Annotated in this window: 14 protein-coding genes and 1 tRNA gene; 6 read left to right on the top strand and 9 right to left on the bottom strand. The window is 37.7% G+C overall.

Features of this window, described 5'->3' with window-relative positions; genetic code table 11:
• Positions 1-11 precede the first annotated feature (11 nt).
• The 8 genes from CWD91_RS15525 to CWD91_RS15560 all read right to left on the bottom strand — a co-directional run bounded on the left by CWD91_RS15525 (position 12) and on the right by CWD91_RS15560 (position 9,111).
• Positions 12-1,052 carry a LacI family DNA-binding transcriptional regulator gene (locus CWD91_RS15525; RefSeq protein WP_103441885.1) on the bottom strand — a complete coding sequence of 347 codons (1,041 nt, stop codon included), beginning with the start codon at positions 1,050-1,052 and terminating at the stop codon, positions 12-14.
• A gap of 231 nt (positions 1,053-1,283) precedes the next feature.
• On the bottom strand, positions 1,284-2,990 hold the full coding sequence (locus CWD91_RS15530) for a sodium:solute symporter (protein ID WP_103441886.1): 1,707 nt from the start codon (positions 2,988-2,990) through the stop codon (positions 1,284-1,286).
• Between the two features lie 125 nt (positions 2,991-3,115).
• Positions 3,116-5,626, bottom strand: coding sequence for a PIG-L family deacetylase (locus CWD91_RS15535; RefSeq protein WP_103441887.1), 2,511 nt, complete (start codon positions 5,624-5,626; stop codon positions 3,116-3,118).
• 77 nt (positions 5,627-5,703) lie between these two features.
• Positions 5,704-6,252 (bottom strand): mechanosensitive ion channel domain-containing protein, encoded by a 549-nt coding sequence (locus CWD91_RS15540; RefSeq protein WP_103441888.1) that lies wholly within the window; start codon positions 6,250-6,252, stop codon positions 5,704-5,706.
• A gap of 5 nt (positions 6,253-6,257) precedes the next feature.
• Entirely contained in the window at positions 6,258-7,208 is a 951-nt protein-coding gene (locus tag CWD91_RS15545) for a septum formation inhibitor Maf (RefSeq protein ID WP_103441889.1), read from the bottom strand.
• A 35-nt stretch (positions 7,209-7,243) separates the two neighbouring features.
• Positions 7,244-7,831, bottom strand: coding sequence for a Maf-like protein (locus tag CWD91_RS15550; RefSeq protein ID WP_103441890.1), 588 nt, complete (start codon positions 7,829-7,831; stop codon positions 7,244-7,246).
• Positions 7,832-7,835: 4 nt separating this feature from the next.
• Positions 7,836-8,363 carry a KdsC family phosphatase gene (locus CWD91_RS15555; protein ID WP_103441891.1) on the bottom strand — a complete coding sequence of 176 codons (528 nt, stop codon included), beginning with the start codon at positions 8,361-8,363 and terminating at the stop codon, positions 7,836-7,838.
• Complete coding sequence (locus CWD91_RS15560; RefSeq protein WP_103441892.1) at positions 8,347-9,111, bottom strand: Rossmann-like and DUF2520 domain-containing protein; 765 nt, start codon at positions 9,109-9,111, stop codon at positions 8,347-8,349. Before CWD91_RS15560 ends, CWD91_RS15555 begins: the two co-directional genes overlap by 17 nt.
• Positions 9,112-9,609: 498 nt before the next feature.
• On the opposite strand from CWD91_RS15560, the gene ccsA reads away from it, so the two are divergent.
• The 4 genes from ccsA to bshB1 all read left to right on the top strand — a co-directional run bounded on the left by ccsA (position 9,610) and on the right by bshB1 (position 16,408).
• The gene (ccsA, locus tag CWD91_RS15565; protein ID WP_103441893.1) at positions 9,610-12,786 is read left to right on the top strand and encodes a cytochrome c biogenesis protein CcsA; all 3,177 of its coding nucleotides are present in this window, start codon (positions 9,610-9,612) and stop codon (positions 12,784-12,786) included.
• Positions 12,787-12,945: 159 nt separating this feature from the next.
• Positions 12,946-14,355, top strand: coding sequence for an MATE family efflux transporter (locus CWD91_RS15570; RefSeq protein ID WP_103441894.1), 1,410 nt, complete (start codon positions 12,946-12,948; stop codon positions 14,353-14,355).
• 53 nt (positions 14,356-14,408) lie between these two features.
• The gene (locus CWD91_RS15575; RefSeq protein WP_103441895.1) at positions 14,409-15,581 is read left to right on the top strand and encodes a trans-sulfuration enzyme family protein; all 1,173 of its coding nucleotides are present in this window, start codon (positions 14,409-14,411) and stop codon (positions 15,579-15,581) included.
• 104 nt (positions 15,582-15,685) lie between these two features.
• Positions 15,686-16,408: a bacillithiol biosynthesis deacetylase BshB1 gene (gene bshB1, locus CWD91_RS15580; protein WP_103441896.1), complete on the top strand. Its 723-nt coding sequence runs from the start codon at positions 15,686-15,688 to the stop codon at positions 16,406-16,408.
• Here bshB1 and CWD91_RS15585 read toward each other — a convergent pair.
• Positions 16,405-18,489: a tetratricopeptide repeat-containing sensor histidine kinase gene (locus CWD91_RS15585; protein ID WP_103441897.1), complete on the bottom strand. Its 2,085-nt coding sequence runs from the start codon at positions 18,487-18,489 to the stop codon at positions 16,405-16,407. The two genes, bshB1 and CWD91_RS15585, sit on opposite strands and share 4 nt — an antisense overlap.
• A gap of 237 nt (positions 18,490-18,726) precedes the next feature.
• Between CWD91_RS15585 and CWD91_RS15590 the strand changes: the two genes are divergently transcribed.
• Positions 18,727-18,802 (top strand) — tRNA-His (locus CWD91_RS15590).
• Between the two features lie 225 nt (positions 18,803-19,027).
• Positions 19,028-19,624, top strand: coding sequence for a hypothetical protein (locus CWD91_RS15595; RefSeq protein WP_103441898.1), 597 nt, complete (start codon positions 19,028-19,030; stop codon positions 19,622-19,624).
• Positions 19,625-19,638: the final 14 nt, after the last annotated feature.

A 19,638-nucleotide genomic window follows, 5' to 3' on the forward strand; every position in this document is an offset into this window, starting at 1 on the left:
AAATAACTTGCTTAGGTATAATACTTAGCATTTTCAGATGTTATAATATCTATTGGCAGGAATTCCTGTGCGGGTAAGTCTTTTCCAAAAAGGAAATGCTCAGCCAAGTAACTAACACTTAGATAGGCCTGTCTTTTGGGCTTTTGGTGAATTAAGAAATTTATTGCTCCATCTTGGAGATATTTGATGTTTGGTTTTAATAAATCGTACCCGATTACAATCCTTTCCCTATAAGTAATTTTTTCAAAAGCCTCGACCAGCATATAAGCTTTTGAATTGGTAACAAAGAAGGCACTAATGTTGGGATTACTTTCTAAGAATAGACCTACATCTTGGTTAAAAGAGTTCTTTTCTACGGAATTAAAATCTTTGGAAATTATGGAGTGGATACCATTGGTCTTTTCCATGAAAAACTCTTTGAACCCATTTTCCTTTAGTTGCATATGGGGTTCCTTGTTGATATGTATAATTGCAATTTCTTTATTCTCTCCAATGATTTTATCCATTAAACTTGCGGCTACCCTTCCACTTTGTTTTAGGTCCTGACCTATAAAAATTTGTTCTTTGAAGGTATTTATATGGTTGTTGAACAAAACCACTGAAATTTTATTTTCGCAACATTTCCTTAAAACTGTATGGGATTCGTTCTCAAAGATGGGAGCCATTAGTAATACATCGGGCTGTAATAGGATTGCTTGTTCTGATTGATTCAAAAAAGAAGATTTATTATTGGGGTCATAAAAGAACTTTCTTACCTGTACGCCAAATGGAGTAAATTGATTGGAGGCTTCATTTATCCCTTCATGGGCAGGAACCCAATATGGATCCTGACGTGGGTCAGGAAGTAAAACATGTATATTATAGGTTTTATTTATTTTTAGGTTTCTGGCTATGGGATTGGGTTTATAATCAATTTCCTTGAGAACTTTATCTACCTTCTCGAATGACTCTTTTGAAACCTTGCCCCTTTTATGCAAAACCCTATCTACTGTTCCCTTGGAAACACCTGCCATATGGGCAATGTCCTTTATGGTGTATTTTTCTTTGATCATTATAATAGATAAAAGGAGGGAAGGATATTTAACATTACAAGTGGACTTTAACTATTTGTTAACATTAAATATAGAAATAATCTCATTAATCTACCTATAATTTTTGTACAGTTGCATAAATTTAAGTTTAAGATTCCTTTTTAAATCAATTCGAAAAAAAAATCAAGTATAACTATATTATCGATTTGTAGTAGCGGGATAGGGCGCGTGGTACTAATTAGAACGGAGTAATTATGCCTCTATAGGGGGGTTCTTTAGTAGACGATCAAAACCTTCCAAAATTGTTGCCAAAACTATTATCAAGCAACATCCGAAGGCATTCAACCATAAATACGACATCCAGTCATAGCTCCAACCTATAATTACAATACATTGGGTAATTAAGGCCGCCACAAAAACTGCATTACCCTTTATAAATTTGAAAAAGAATGCAATCAGAAAGATACCGAGAACGTTTCCATAGAATATAGAACCAATAATATTTACTAATTGGATTAGATTATCAAAAAGGTTCGCCACACAGGCTATAGAAATGGCTATTACCCCCCACAACAAGGTAAACAACTTTGAAACCTTGACATAGTGTGCCTGGGTAAATTCTCCTTTCTTGTTTCTTTTATATAGATCCAGGGAAGTAACGGTTCCTAGGGCATTTAATTCCGAGGCGGTGGAGGACATTGCAGCTGACAAAATTACAGCCAATAAAAGACCAATAAGTCCTTTTGGTAGAAAATTTAATATAAAATGGATAAACACATAATCTTTGTCATTGGTCTCTACACTGTCATTTGCCATAGAAATTAAAGCCTGGGCTGCCTTTCTGTTTTCTTTGTCCTTATTATTAATACTAACAATATTTTGCTTCGCATCTTCAATGGCATCGTACTCCTTAAGATCTAGGGCTCCTGAAAATTTATTTTGAGCCATTCTTTTTTCGCTTTCCAATACTAAGTGCTCTTCTTCCAATATCTTGTAATCTTCCGAATATGAAGATTCCATTATAGCATTAGTGGCGGCCGGATTGAAGTTTAATGGTGCATGGTTGAACTGAAAAAATATAAATACCATTACACCGACCAATAAAATAAAGAACTGCATAGGTATTTTTAACAATCCATTAAAAATTAGTCCTAATTGACTTTCCCTCACTGTTTTACCTGAAAGATATCTTTGTACCTGACTTTGGTCCGTTCCAAAATAGGCCAGCGCAAGAAATAGTCCACCGGTTATTCCGCTCCAAAAGGTGTAACGGCTGGTAGTGTTGACACTGAAATCCAAAATATTCAATTTATCACTGGCGCCAGCTATTTTAAGAGCTTTGCTGAAAGTAATGTCTTCCGGCAAGTAGCCAAGAATAAAGAAGAATGCGATGAACATTCCTGTCATTATAATAAACATTTGCTGTTTATGGGTAACACTTACGGCTTTTGTCCCACCAGAAACTGTATAAATTATTACAAGAATACCTATTAAAATATTTAGCGTTCTCAAGTCCCAGCCCAATACGGCGGATAGAATAATAGAGGGTGCGAAAATGGTAATTCCTGCAGCAAGTCCGCGTTGGGTCAAAAATAAGAGGGCTGCAAGAGTTCTGGTTTTTAAATCGAATCGGTTTTCCAAGAACTCATATGCCGTGTAAACCTTTAGTCTGTGGTAAATAGGTACAAATACTATACATATGATAATCATGGCCAAGGGAAGTCCAAAATAAAATTGTACAAATCCCATTCCATCATGAAAAGCCTGACCAGGTGTGGATAAAAAAGTAATGGCACTCGCCTGTGTGGCCATAACAGAGAGGCCTATGGTCCACCATTTGGCATCGTGGCCACCAAGGACATAATCCTTAACATCTTTACTTCCCTTAGTTTTCCAAACGCCGTAGCCAACAATGAATAAAAGGGTTCCACTAAGTATGATCCAATCTATTGTAGCCATATTAACGGTTTCCGGTCATTATTAAATAAAAAACAATAATGTAGATAATATTAAGTGCTAATACTACTGTATATTCCTTTTTCCATTCAAATTTTTCGAACATAAATATTCTTGTTATTTGTTTTTTATTTCTGGCTTTCCTGTCTCAAGGATAGCAAATTGGCAAAAAGTCTATATGCACCCGTTACTCCGGCAGGTAACTCCCTAAAAAAACTTAATCCTGTATAAATATAGTTTCCCTTACCGTACGGTGCAACTAAAAGACTGCCATTTAATACCGTTTCCCCCTCATCGTTCATAGAAAGTATAGGCGTGAATTCTTTGGACCATTGATCCGGGAAATAAAGCCCACGTTCCTGAACCCACCCATTAAAATCATTTTGGGTTATTTTATTTGGATAATTGACAACTGTATGGTTATTGGCCAGGATTTTTACGTAGGACGATTCATCGGTTACCCGATCGCGGGAAAGGGACAAGGGGTATGGTGCAAGGTTCTCCATGTCCAACCCATTTCTTCCTGCCGTATTGTACTGAATAATTAAATTACCACCTTCCTTAACATAATCCAACAAATACCGTTGCTTAAACTTTAATTCCTCCACTACGTTGTACGCTCTTATACCAACAACAATAGCATCAAATTTGGTCAAGGAACCAGCTTGTATGGTAATGGGATCAATCTTTACCACCTTATATCCTATTTGTTCCAAACTTTCTGGAATTTCGTCTCCAGCGCCAACTATATAACCTATGTTTTCACCAGTCTTGTTGATATTAAGTCGAACCACTTTGGTTTCGGATGGCAATAGCACAGATTGTTTTGGAATATGGTCGTAGCTAATTTCGATCAGCTCTTTGGAGATTTCTTTGCCATTTATCTTAATTATTGGCGAAATGTAATTTTCATCTTCATAAGAAGGTGGAGTTACTAGAAATTGTAGCGTTTGTTGATCTCCATTTTTATTTATTTCGAAGGTCTTAATTTCTTGATCTACCTTCCAGCCGTTACCAAAACACAATTGCAATTCCCCTTTAACATTGTCTTTTAATGCCTTTATCGTTACCGGAATTTGTTTGGGTTCTGAAGTGGCAAAAATGACGACTTTGTCCTTAAAGCCAGCTGTGGCCTCTGGCAAAATCTCAAAAGGCTGATATATTTCTCCTTTTTCCGGTTTGGAATATTTGTATACAACAGGTTTATTAATTTCAATGGAAAATCCGTTGAATTCTATTTCCATGGTAACTTCAAAGGCGTAAGGCGTCACAGGTTTGCCTATTAAACTCTGGTCCGTTACTTTATACATCCCCATTGTTCCCTTGGTATTTAACCAATAAGGACTTGTGTAATCGGTATTTGCCGGAACATCTAGTTCAATTCTTATCAATTCCTTTTTATTTTCCTTGAGCAGTACATTATTGACTAACAGATTATCATCCGTAATTGAAACTGACTTAAGGTTGATGTTGGCGGCGCTTCTATTTAGTGCTTCAATATCTACGAGTATATGACTTCCTGGATAAGTGTGCGATTCTGTTGCGGTGGCTTCCAAATAGAGGCCACAAACGGATTGGATAATGTTTTCCAGTTCCTTTTTCTTAATGGCCTTCCAATGCTCATCATTTATCTTCAACAAGGCATTATAAGCTTCAATAAGCTTGGACAAATGATTAGATGGTTGGGTAAAGTCAAAATTTTTCTCAATCTCAAGCAATATTCTACCAACTGCTTCACCTCCCTCGACTCTGGACCAGGTGGTATTTATTCCGTCGAAAATATTGGATTTGTCATTGGGAAGGTCGCCCTTTAATAACTCTATATATTCATTTTCACTACCACGAGCGGTTAGTCTTCCAAAGCCTTGGCACAAATGCTGACTACTGGCTAGTGATGCAATTTCGTTATTTGAAACACCCCGCAAAGGGTAATACACCCCAACATCTAGATCCATCATTTTGGATTTGTCCGCCTCTTTAAATTTGTCCTCACTTCCATAAAACCACCAAGATGTATTAAAGAAAAGTCTTTTAGGCTGCCATATATTGGTGTATTTTAGTTGTTCTGGATAAATACTGGGATCGTTGGCCAAATCGAAAGCCTCATAACTTAGCATGGCAGAGGAGGTGTGATGGCCATGGGTAGAACCCGGAGATCTATGGTCAAATCTATTAATAATGACGTCTGGTTTATAATTGCGTATAATCCATATAACGTCGCTTAATACAGCCTCCTTGTTCCAGATTTTAAGGGTTTCGTTAGGGTGTTTGGAGTACCCGAAATCATTCGCCCGGGTAAAAAATTGTTCACCTCCATCTATGCGCCTGGCGGCCAATAATTCCTGTGTCCGTAAAACTCCCAACAATTCCCTTAATTCGGACCCTATCAAATTTTGTCCGCCGTCACCACGTGTTAGTGATAGATAAGCAGTTTTGGCTTTGACCTCATTGGAAAGATATGAAATGAGCCTTGTATTTTCATCATCGGGATGTGCCGCTATATAAAGGGCTGTGCCCAAAAAATTTAATTTTTGTATGGCATGATAAATGTCCGAAGAAGTATTTTTTCTAGGTGCTTGTGCAAAAATAAGTTTAGAGGAAAGTAGTATTCCAAAAAAGAATACCCAAATAAGGCGCATATAGTTTTGTTTTAGTTGGTCCTCAAATATAAAAAGATATAATCCGCAACCGTAATTTTTACAACTACTTTAACACCCTATAAAGCATCGCTACCCTCAAAGGAATCTTCATAGGTTTCCGCTAGGACTATAGCTTTCTGAAGCATCATATTGTTGGGGTAGGTTAATAACTCGCCATTGTTCTTTCTAAGATGGACATGAAATGCCCTGATATCCTCTATTAAATATACCTCCTCCGGCAATTCAATCTCCTTGTCCATTATTTTTATTTTATCCCCTATCCTAAAAGGAAATGAGAAAAATAGTATAACCCCGGCTGTAATATTGCTCAATATGGACCACTGTGCGAAAAGGGCAACACCTATTACCGCAAAAGCCGAGGAAAAAACCAGGCCAATATCCTTCATCTCTACTCCCCAAATCAAGATTAAGGCAACTATTCCAAAAGAGGTTAGGCCTGCGGTGGCGTATTTTATGATCAATCGCGTACGGACCTTGTTTATATCGCTAATTTTCCCAACTTTCCTTATAGTTTTTGCACCTAGATATTTTAATATCAGAAAGACCAACAAACATATGCCCGTGCCAACCAGTTCATCTCGGTAATCTAAAAAAAATGTATCCATAAATATTATAATCCTAAACTGTCGCGCAAAAATACATCACTATTTTTGTTTTCCTGCCAATAAGCCCTTTTTAATGTTTTTATTTTAACGGCCTTGGTAGTTAGTGTTTGGGAATTGGGACCAAACCCGCTTTTGTAGCTTTCGGACCAATTCTCTATCCCATAGGGGAAGGATTTTGAAAAGGTAATGGACAATGTTCTGTCCAATTCCGGATAGGTGAGTTTATAGGTATAGAGGTTTCCTTCCACAATTAGTTCCGCATTGGCAGAATAGGCCTTTAATTCTTTGTGACCCAAACGTAAATATTCCAGTGAAGGAATTATTGTAATGTTGCCTTGAAGCAGGTTGCTGGGATTTATCCTTATTTTATTCCAAATTTCATTTTCTAAATCTGTTTTGTTCAGTGTTATGCTTTGGTCCCCTTCGCTCTCAAAATATGAAAAGGAGTTCACCTCAAATTTATCCCTATTGTTCAACTGGGTAAATACCTGGCCACACCATTCCTGAACGGAGGTGGATAGTTTAATGGCATGTTGGTTATCGGACACAGGATAAAAACTACTGTTCATGATGGAGTATGGGTAAATTCCAGTTAAGAACGTTTTGGTGCTATTCAGTTTTAGGACGGATACATTCCCTGGATGTGATTTATCTGCCTTTACCTGCTTGTCCTCCAAAAAAGGTTCTGTAACGTATATTAAAACGGCATTCCCGTCCCTTAGTTCACCATAACGGGCCTGTTCCAATTTAAAGGATGTGATTTCCGATTTTCCGGCGTACCAGTAACTTTTAAACTCTTCCGATAACTGATTTTTTATCGGTTTTGTATTGGACATTTTTAGGTCGTTGGCTATAAGCGAAATGTTTTCGCTATTTTTTGAATTTTCCTTACAGGCATTAAAAACAACCAATAGAAATAGCAAGGGTAAAAAATGGAATTTTAAAGGACGATGCATAATACTTAAATTTTCATAAAATTATTCAAAATAACCTAGGCCACCATGGCCATTAACGTTTTGTACACCAATTGAGTGGGCAAACCTACCACATTGGTATAGGATCCTTGAATTTCTTCAATTCCAATAAGCCCTATCCAATCCTGAATGCCATAGCCGCCAGCCTTATCAAAGGGGTTATAATTTTTTACATAGTACCAAATTTCTTGCTCGGTCAATTTCCTGAATTTCACCCGGGTGCAGTGGTTCACAGTTTGTTGCCGTACCTTGGTGGTAAAGCAAACGGAGGTAATTACTTCGTGCCAGTCGTTGGAAAGTGTTTTCAACATCCTAAAGGCTTCATCTTCGTCTGCTGGTTTTGCCAAGGATTTATGGTTATGCCATACCACGGTATCCGAAGTTATAAGGATATCCTTGTTTCCTAACTTACTGCTGTATCCCGTAGCCTTCAATTCTGCCAGATAATCTGAAATTTGAACACCCTCTAAATGGTTGGGATAAGTTTCCTCAATATCAATTATATGAACCTTAAAATCTATTCCCATTTCCCTAAAGAACTGTTGTCTTCTAGGTGAAGCTGAGGCCAATATTATCTGGTATTGGTTTAGTCTGTTTTGAGGCATGGCTTTAATCGTTCTTGGCGCTGAAGTTTTCTGCCCAGTGTCCCCTAACTTTCAGTACCTGTTCAATAACATCCCTAACACAACCATCCCCACCGAGTTTGTGGGAGATGTATTTGGATATTGCCTTAACCTCTGGAACGGCATTTTGAGGACAACACGGTATGCCGGCCAATCTCATTGGAGGAATATCAGGGATGTCATCGCCCATATAAAGTACATGCTGTGGATCTATATTGTAAATATCCAAATATTCATCAAAAGGATCTATTTTATGGTGGGCACCCATGTGGATATCGGTAACACCCAATCCTCTTAAACGCAATCTAACCCCTTCGTTGGTTCCGCCCGAAATGATACATACATTGTAGCCCTGTTGAACGGCAACCTTTACGGCATAACCATCTTGAACGTTCATAGTTCTCAACATTTCACCTTCAGTAGTAATAATAATTTTGCCATCCGTAAATACCCCGTCTACATCAAATACAAAGGTGGTAATGTCTTGTAGCAGTTCCTTATAGCTTCTGTCCATGTTTTTCTTTTATCGATTTGCTTAACATGCTGTAAATATCCTGATAATTTTTATTTTTAAGTTGATTTATATGGGATTCCATGGTCTTTACATCACTTCTTATGGCCGGTCCGGTTTGCGCTTCGATCGGGGCTAAATATTTCAATTTTTCTACAGTTTCTTTTATCAAAGGAGTTAAAATACTAAAAGGCAAATCATTGTCAGTACAAATTTCACTGGCAATGGTAAAAAGATGGTTGGTGAAATTATTGGCAAAAACAGCCGCCAAATGAATAGATTTTCTTTGATCGGATGATATTTCATGAACCTGTAAAGAGACCAATTGTGCCAACTCTTGCAATAGTTTCAAGTCCACTTTGTTTTCGGCTTCAATACATATGGGTACCTTTTTAAGATTTATTGGTTTTCCCTCACTAAAACTTTGAAGTGGATAGAATACCCCTTTTCTTGATTCATTGCCAAGAGCCGCAATAGGTACGCCTCCAGAAGTATGCGCTACCAATCCTTTTTTGCCGTTCAGAAATTGTGCTACTTCGGCTACCGCATCATCACTCACCGCTATGAGGAATATATCGGCATTATCAATATTTGAAAAATCCGTACTCGTGGCGACCTTTTCCTTAAAATAGGCAAGTTTTTTCTTTTTCCGACCAAGTACCTGTAGCACATTTATTTCTTCAATATCCCAAAAGACATCGAATAAATGTTTGGCAACATTGCCAGTTCCCAATATTACAACTGATATCATAGTCAAAAGTAAATATTATATCAAAATTTTAGGGCTAAGGGCGATAAGTTTTTTGAAGGTCGTACTTTTAAAAAACCCATACGAGCTCGTCAAAACCATTCTATTTATACGATTATCAACACAATGGGACTAGTCAAGTGTATTGTAAAATTGCTGTTTTTTCCTATAACCGGTTATAAGTTTAATCCTATAATTCCTTCTAATAATGAAATCATTAGAAATGATTTGTAACACAATCACCCAGTATAGCCGTTTAGTTTAAACGGCAGGTGCCTAAGCTAAGCTTAAGCAATAAATTTCATCCCTATAACAGTTGAAAACGAAATGTTGCTTCTTTTTTGTGCAACGCTCAAATGCCCTGCTGTAGGTAGCCTGTATGAATAGACTATATTTTCAACAATTATTATAAATGGAATCACTCAATTAACAAAAGATTTAATATTTAAACCCTTATAAAAATGTATTTTTGCATGTTTAAATCAAACCTTTCTTGCCAAAATGATTGAAATTCTTAAAAAGATATTTTTTTCCACCCGTTTAACCGCCGTCTTATTTATTGTTTTTGCCACCGCTATGGCCTTCGGTACTTTTATTGAAAGCTGGTATAGTACCGAAACCGCAAGAATCTGGATATACAATGCCACTTGGTTCGAGGCAATTATGGTATTTTTTGTTATCAACTTTATTGGTAATATTTCACGTTATAAGTTATTAAGAAAGGAAAAATGGGCGGTATTAATGCTACACCTTTCTTGGATTTTGATCATCCTTGGTGCCTTTGTAACAAGATATATAAGTTTTGAAGGCATGATGCCTATTCGTGAAGGAAGCACGGAAAACGTCTTTTATTCGGACAAAACTTATTTGACCGTTTATGTAGACGGGGAAATAGACAACGAACCAAAACGCAAAATTCTGGAAGATGATATCTTGGTTACCTCTGAAGCCATAAAATCCAATTTACCTTGGAATTCCGATTTTAATGGACAACCATTTACCATATCCTATGTGGGATTTATTGATGGGGCAAAAGAAGGATTGATCGAAGATGAAAACGGGAAGGAATATCTAAAAATAGTTGAAGCGGGAGATGGTCAACGTCACGACCATTATTTGGCAAGTGGAGAAGTAACCAGTATTCATAATGTGCTGTTTTCCTTGAACAAAATGACCGAGGGGGCCATAAATATTATTGAAGCGGATGGTGAATATCAAATAGAATCCCCTTTCGAAGGTCAATTTTTGAGAATGGCCGATCAGTTTCAGGGCACTCTGGCAAAGGATAGCCTTCAAACTTTTCAATTAAGATCCCTGTATACCACTGCAGGAATGCAATTTGTTGTTCCAGAACCAGTTATCAAGGGATCCTATGGTGTAATTCCTATTTCGGAAAACGAAAAAACACAGAATGATCAAGATGCATTGATTGTGGATATTACAACTAATGGGGAAACGGTGCGTAAAAAATTACTGGGAGCTAAGGGCATATCCAATTTTTCAGGAGAGTTTAATGTGGGTGGGCTAGCCTTTAATTTATCCTATGGTTCTAAAGTGTATACCTTGCCTTTTGGAATTAAACTAAATGATTTTATTGCCGAAAAGCATCCGGGTACAGAGAATAGCTACGCCTCCTTTATGAGCAAGGTTTCCATAGAGGACGACCGCCCATTTGATTATGACATATATATGAACCATATTTTGGACCACAAGGGATATCGTTTTTTTCAGGCTAGTTTTCATCCAGACGAAAAAGGCACCGTATTATCCGTAAACCACGATTTTTGGGGTACATGGATAACCTATATTGGATATTTCCTTTTGTATTCCGGTCTTATGGGAATTATGTTTTTTGGCAAGACGAGATTTAAGGATTTGGGCGCTTCCCTGGAAAAGCTAAAAAACAAAAGATCTAAGTTGGCAGTGCTATTTATTCTTGGTACAAGTTTAAATATGATGGCACAGGAAAATGTAGAGGCAGAAAGCCATGCACATGATAATACCCCAACTGCCAAGCAGGTGGATTCATTATTGCACGCTATTACTCCTTCCAAGGACCATGCTGCAAATTTTGGAAAGTTGGTGATTCAGGATGCCGGAGGGCGTATGAAACCTATAAATACATTTTCCTCTGAATTATTGAGAAAACTTAGTCTCAAGGAGAAGTTTACGGATTTTAATTCTGACCAAGTATTTCTATCCATGATGTTGAATCCAACAGCCTGGTATTATGCCGAATTTATTGCTCTGGATAAAAAAGGACAAAATGATAGTATTCGCAAGATCATTGGCCTTGAACATGGCAAGGAATTTGCCAAGGCTACAGATTTTTTTGATGAAAAAGGTCAGTACAAATTAACGGCCTATCTTCAAGAGGCCTATGCTACCAATACCCCAAACCAATTCCAAAAGGACTTTAAGAGTTTGGATGAACGTTTGGTACTATTGAATAGGGCGCTGGGAGGTGAAATAGTTAAAATTTTCCCCTTGCTAAATGATGAAAATAACAAATGGATCTCAGCCGTTGAGTATAGGGGGGGACAATTCCAGGTGTCGGATTCCCTATATGCCAATTTTATTAAGAATGCAGTTCCCTTCTACTTAATGAGCTTGGAGAAAGCGGTGAAGACCGGCGATTATTCCGAAGCCGATAAATTGTTGGCCGCCTTTAAAAAGAATCAAGAAAATCACGGTAGTGAGGTGTTGCCTTCTGAAAATAAAATTAAAGCGGAAGTGTTCTATAATAAGGCAGATATATATAATAAACTTTACAAATATTATGCCCTTGTAGGTCTATTGATGTTTGTTCTCCTTGTTTTTCAAATTATCAAGGACAGGAAAGCACTTCGATTTAGTATAGCTGGTATAAAGACCATAATTTATGTGTTCTTTATTCTGCATACCCTTGGATTGATAATGCGATGGTATATTTCCGGACATGCGCCTTGGAGCGATGCCTATGAAAGTATACTTTACGTTTCCTGGGCCACTCTTGGTATGGGGCTCCTTTTCAGCAAGAAAAGCGATATGACCGTAGCGGCAGCTACTTTTGTGACTGCTATGTTATTATGGATTGCCCATCAGAGTTGGGTAGACCCCTCCATCGCAAATCTTGTGCCAGTGTTGGATAGTTATTGGTTGATGATCCATGTGGCGGTAATCGTTGGTAGTTATGGGCCATTGACTGTGGGAATGATCTTAGGGGTAGTGAGTCTATTGTTGATTATTATGACAACCGAAAAGAACAAGAAAAAAATGGAACATAACATTAAGGAGCTTACTATAATTAATGAGTTATCCTTAACGGTAGGGTTGGTAATGCTGACCATTGGAAACTTCTTGGGCGGTCAATGGGCCAATGAAAGTTGGGGTCGATATTGGGGATGGGATCCAAAGGAAACTTGGGCCCTGATTTCCATAATGATTTATGCTTTCGTGATCCACACAAGATTGATTCCTGGATTACGTGGAAAATGGTTGTTCAATTTGTTGAGTGTCGTTGCTTTTGGTAGTATTATGATGACTTATTTCGGTGTTAATTTTTATCTGGTTGGTTTACATAGTTATGCCAGTGGGGCACAGGTTATTACCCCTACATTTATTTATTATACGATATTGGCTGTCGTGATTTTGGGAGCTGTGAGTTATTGGCGAAATAAAACGTATTATACCAAGTAATTTTGTAAAATTTAAAAAATAGTGCATATTTGTGCCATTATGAAGTAAAGGAATTATGTTTTTTATAGATGTAAGATCAATGACTTGCGAATTCTAATTATTGGATTTCCGGTTATTGATTGCGTTTATTTTCTTCGTTTAACATAATTTTCTTTACGTATGGGAAATCCAAACAAGCTTACACTACCTAAATTATATAAGTATTTTATTATCGCCGTAACTGGCAAGGAATCCGAATTTACCACAGGAAGTATTCGAAGGGCCATTTTTATGCTGTCCATTCCAATGATTTTGGAAATGTTGATGGAGTCTATTTTTGCCTTGGTCGATATTGCATATGTAGCAAGGGTTAGTGTCAATGCTGTAGCTACAATAGGACTTACAGAATCTGTGATTACCTTGATTTATGCCGTAGCAATAGGATTAAGTATGGCGGCAACTGCCATTGTGGCGAGAAGGGTAGGGGAAAAGAATATAAAAGGTGCCAGGGAATCTGCGGTCCAGGCAATTTTATTGGGTATCGCAGTGGCACTTGTCACAGGTATCATAGGGGCTTTCTATGCAGAGGAGATCCTAAGCCTAATGGGTGGGAGCCAGGAACTTATTGCTGAAGGCAAGGGGTATACCAGCTTAATGTTAGGTGGCAATATTACCATATTACTTTTATTCTTGATAAATGCGATCTTCAGGGGTGCCGGGGATGCCTCTATTGCTATGTGGACCTTGGTTCTTTCCAACGGCCTAAATATTATACTTGATCCCATCTTTATTTTTGGATGGGGACCAATTCCTGAATATGGGGTTATGGGTGCAGCCATTGCCACCAACATAGGCAGGGGTTCTGCCGTTCTATTTCAATTGGCAATTTTGTTCTTTGGCTGGAGCAGAATTAAATTACAGTTGTCCGATTTGGTCATTAGATTTAAGGTTATGACGAACCTTATATATGTTTCGCTTGGGGGGATTGCCCAATTCTTGATCGGTACCTCCAGCTGGATATTTCTAATGCGAATAATGTCAGAATTCGGCAGTGAAGTCCTGGCTGGCTATACCATTGCCATCAGGGTAATAATGTTTTCCCTTATGCCCTCATGGGGTATGAGCAATGCCGCCGCCACCTTGGTGGGTCAAAATTTAGGCGCGAAACAACCGTACAGAGCCGAAATATCCGTTTGGAAAACAGGAAAGTATAATGCCATTTTTATGTTTTTAATATCATTAATATACCTCTGCTTTGCCAGAGACATAATTATGTTCTTTAATACAACCCCAGATGTTGTTGAATATGGTACCTTATGTCTACAAATAATTGCTGCAGGATATGTGTTCTATGCATATGGTATGGTATTAACACAGGCATTTAATGGAGCGGGGGATACCAGGACCCCAACCAAAATTAATTTTTGGATATTTTGGGTATTTCAACTTCCTATGGCATATCTCATAGCAATAACCTTTAATTATGGGGCAATTGGAGTTTTTATCGCCATTGCCGCGGCCGAGATTTTACTGACTATAATAAGCTACATACTGTTTAAACAAGGTAAGTGGAAAGAATTTCAGGTATGACCTATTTTTGTAACTTTGTGCAGCATCATTCATTATCAATTTAAATAGATATAATGAAACAACAAAATAAAGGCCTTAATACCATCTGCACCCATGTTGGTCAGTTGGAGGACAAGGAATTCAAGGGGGCCATATCCCCATTGTATATGGGTACCGCATATGCCTTTGAAGATATAGACGTAAAACGCTACCCTAGATATTTCAACACACCCAATCAGGTTGCATTGGCCAAGAAGATTGCAGCTTTGGAACATGCAGAAACGGCTTTGATTTTTGGAAGTGGCATGGCTGCCATCAGCACCTCGCTACTGGCATTTTTGAAGGCAGGTGATCATATAGTGTTGCAAAAGATTATTTATGGAGGCACTTATAATCTGGTAGTCGAGGAATTTGAAAAGTTTGGGATATCGTACTCTTTTACCGATGGTTTTAGTGCCAAGGATTTTGAGGCAAAAATACAGGAAAACACCAAAGTTATTTATATAGAGACCCCTTCGAATCCCTTATTGAACATCACGGATTTAAAGGCAGTGGGGGATATTTCTAAAAAACTTGGCCTCATATCCATGATCGATAATACATTTGCCAGCCCCGTGAATCAAAACCCGATTGATTTTGGTATAGATGTGGTAATCCATAGCGCTACAAAATATATGGGCGGACATTCCGATATATGTGCGGGTGCTGTTGCTTCAACGGAAGAGTATATGCAGCGTATTTTCCACTTGGCTAAAAATCTCGGTGGTAGTCTTAGCGATTACACGGTTTGGTTATTGGAAAGAAGTATTAAAACCATGGGAATAAGGGTCAAGGCCCAAAATGGGAATGCACAACGCATGGCAGATTATCTATATGATCACAACGATATTTCGGCCGTATATTATCCCGGCTTGCCCTCGCATCCGGGCCATGAGATTGCCAAGAAGCAGATGAAAGGTTTTGGAGGCATGTTGTCTTTTGAGTTAAATGCAGATTTTAACGCCTCTAAATTTCAAAAGTCCTTAAAATTGATTAAACCAGCCATGAGTTTGGCGGGAGTAGAAAGTACAGTGCTTTCGCCAACCTTAACTTCACATTCCCTTTTGAGCGCTGAAGAACGTAAACGACAAGGTATTGCTGATGGCTTAATACGTTTTTCTGCTGGAATAGAAGAAACAGAGGATTTAATTACCGATATTGAGCAGGCTTTGGAAAAGGTACGGAAGGAAAGAAAATTGTCCGTTTAGATCCCCATTCGTACTAATACTTAGTGATAACTTAGAATTAATAAAAGAGAAGTTTTATGGGAGATATTTTGAAAGCTTCGAAGAACAAAGTAGACATACCTTAAATGAAATTAGACATTTTAGTATTTGGTGCGCATCCTGATGATGCTGAATTAGGAGCTGGGGCAACTATAGCAAAGGAAGTTGCCAACGGCAAAAAAGTAGGGATAGTGGATTTAACCCGTGGTGAATTGGGCACACGCGGTTCTGCCGAAATTAGGGATAGGGAAGCAGCTGAGGCAGCTGATATATTAGGGGTGGTGGTCCGTGAAAATTTGGAATTTGCCGATGGATTTTTTACCAACGACAGGAAGCATCAAATGGAGATAATAAAAATGATCAGAAAATATAGGCCAGAAACGGTCTTATGTAATGCAATAGAGGATAGGCATATTGATCATGCCAAAGGCAGTAAACTGGTAAGTGACGCATGCTTTTTAAGTGGACTTGTAAAAATTGACACTAAAATTGATGGGGAGGAAATTTGGCAGGAGGCTTGGAGACCGAAACTCGTATATCATTATATACAATGGAAAAACCTTGAGCCCGATTTTGTGGTGGATGTATCCGAATTTATTGATACAAAGGTTAAGGCCATTATGGCCTATAGCTCTCAATTTTACGACCCGAAAAGTAAGGAGCCGGAAACACCTATCAGCAGCAAAAACTTTATAGATAGTGTTGTTTATAGATCAAGGGACTTGGGTAGAATGGTAGGGATATCTTATGCGGAAGGGTTTACTACCGAGCGATTTGTAGCTGTTAAGAACCTTGACAGTCTTATTTAGGCCGATTTTTGAAAGTGCTTTTTACCCTTGGGAACGGTAAAATAAAAGGTTGAGCCAACATTAAGTTCACTTTTGATCCAAAGGTTGCCCCCGTTTTTGATGACCATTTCACTGCATAGGGAAAGGCCTAGACCTGTTCCTTTTTCATTGTTGGTACCGTAAGTGGTAATATTGGTGTTTTTTGAAAGTATTTGATCCTGAACGGCCTCGTCTATACCAATACCCGTATCCTTGACAAAAACCTCTAAAAATTCATGTCTGTCTACATAGCCAATTGTAATGTGCCCGTTGTTAGGTGTAAATTTAAGGGCATTGCTCAAAAGATTTCTAATAACAATATCAATTTGATTTTCATCGGACCAAATTATGGCCTTATTGACAATTAAATTGTCCATCGTGATCATTTTGGTGTAAGCCAATTCACTAAGTAGATTAATATTGTTTTCTACAAGGGAGTTTAGATCTACATTGGTAGGGTCCGTGGTGGCTTCACGCATTTGCGACTGTCCCCAAGTAAGAAGGTTGTTCAATGTAAAGGAAATACTGTTGACGTCGTTCTTTAATTTGGGAATAAACTCCTTGAATTCCGATTCTTTAATATCACCACTGTTAAGTAATTTCAATAAACCCTCCATAGCTCCAATAGGACCACGAAGATCATGTGCAATGATGGAAAAAAGTTTGTTTTTAGTGTTATTGGACTCCCATAGCTCTCCCTCCCTTTGTTCCAGGTCCAGTTTTTGACATTCGAGTTCCTTGTTCAGTTTTTTTAGGATTTTTTGTCCTCTGATCACTAAAAAAGCTATTGCACCCATAATTATAACAAATAGTATTGCTATATAAATATAGAGGCGCTGTTTGGCCAAGGCTTTTTCATTTTTAATTACCAATGCTTCTTGCTGATTCTTATGGCTGATTTCTGTTTTCAACATCGTCATGCTCATCTTGTTCTCATCCCTAGACAAGGTATCTGATATATGTCTAAAAATTTCATGATATTTTAGGGCTGAAGCATAATTCTCCTGGTTCTTATATACTTTATAAAGTGTATTGGAACATTTTTTAATACCCTCCATTGATTTTATAGTGGAGGAGATTTCAAAGGCCATTAATGCGTAATTGTGCGAAATACTGTCTTTTTCCAGTCCAAAATGAGCTTCCGCCATACCATTGTACAGGTCAATAATTCCACGGTCGTCCTGAAGGTTTTCATGTAATTCCCGACTTTTATCATACCAATACAAAGCCCTTGTATATTGCTTCTGTTTTAAATACACTTTACCCTTTACTTCATATGCGAAGGCAAGCCAATCCCATACCTCTCCATTTTCGAAAATATTGATACTGCGGTTTAGTTTAAACAAGGCATTTTGAAAATCACCGGTTTCAGCATATATGGAGGCCACATTGCTCATGGTTTGGGCTGAATTTACGTCATTTCCGATTAGATTATTTATTTTTTCTACCTTATTGTAAAAATAAAGGGCTTGTTCATAATCCTTTTGAGTAGCATATAAATCAGCTACATTTTCATAAAGGATCGACTCCATTTTCTTATTGTCGTGGGCCTGTGCAAGTTTTATATTCTCCAAATAGCCCAACAAGGCAGTTGAGTAGTTGCCAATATATACGTTTTCATTTGCCAATTCGTTGCCAATTCTTAAGGATAAGTTGGGATCATTATCCTTTTTGGCACTTGCCAAAGCCATTTCATAATTTTCTATTGCAGTGGTATGTTCACCTATATCCGAATAATAAGTACCCATGTTGAAAAGGGCACCACTTACTCCTTTGTAATAATCTATGTTGCTACTTAATTTTTGCGCTTCGCTGGAAAGCAATAAAAGACTATCAGGATTTAAGAATCTAAGCTTAGCGCCAAGATCTATCAATAATCCAATGTATATGGTATCTTTAATGACCTGTTTATTCTGACTTCGTAAAGTTGTTATTTTTTGTTTCAATTCGCCAGTGGAGGTTTCCTGTGCGGAGTTTATCCCGCAAAAGAAAAGGAGAATCCAGAACACGGTTAATTTTGCTTTAATCGCCCGTGAGCTTGTATTTAATGCTTTAAAAGACATTTATCCAAATTTATCTGGCGATAAAAATATCTTTCAATTAAAAAATAAGCTAATAAATGTTGTGAAAACGCCGATTCTTGTGTGTTTTATCCAATAAAACGTGTATTTGGTCGGTAGAAGGGGTAGGGATAATGGCTATAATTCTATTGTTGAGCCTTTTACATAATGTTATAAAATAAGCTCAAATTTATTTTGCACGATAGAACTAAAGATTTATCTTTGCCACCGTTTACAAATGGTGGTTGTAGCTCAGCTGGTTAGAGCATCGGTTTGTGGTACCGAGGGTCGCCGGTTCGAACCCGGTCTTCCACCCAAAAACAATACCCTGTCAGAAATGACAGGGTTTTTTTGTGCTTTTAATCCAAAGTTGAGTGGTATTTAGAAATCCGGTGGAATATCAAGTTTCTTGGAATCAATCTCAAAAGTTGAAGTTTAAATATATACGTCTCTAAAACATTTCGGATCTATTATATTTACGAAATATAGTGTTTTGATTAATTGTTGTAAATGATTGGGTATAATTAATTGGATAATTTTTATGTCATATAGATTAGCGTTTCTTTTTTTAGTTCTAACCAATTTGCTGTACTCCCAGGAGAATAGGATTGATTGGGCTCCTGGTTATACATTTGATGTTGAAGATTTTCAGGGGTCAAAAACGGCAATTAGTGTGGATATAGACAAAGTGTTTGTTCAATCGGGTGTTATGCTGGATTTTGCCTTTCAAATGTCCAATATTGAATTTATGTTCACAAAGAACTTCAACTCCAAGGTGAGTTGTACCTTTCAGAAGGATGCAGCAGTAATAATGGCAGCAGACAGTTTGGAGGCGGAAAGATTGATAGCTCTTGTTGAATTTGACTTTGATCTCTCAGAGCTTTATGCCAGAAAGATTAGAAAGGAACTATTTGAAAACAAAAAAACCTTTTCAGACGCAACATTTTTTCAACCCTATTTTGATAAAATGATTGCTGAACGAAACAAAACTAGCTCAAGGGTCTATTTAGAAACTGATTTTGGCAACAAGTCAGAAATATTGGATAAGGAACATGAGGTGGTAAAAAGGGAGATTCTGGCATTTTCAGATTTCTGCAAGGAATGCAAGCCTCCAAAAATCCGTAATAAAACTAATTGATAAATCACAACAGC

The organism is Arenibacter hampyeongensis (genome assembly GCF_002909255.1).
Taxonomy (GTDB): Bacteria; Bacteroidota; Bacteroidia; order Flavobacteriales; family Flavobacteriaceae; genus Arenibacter; species Arenibacter hampyeongensis.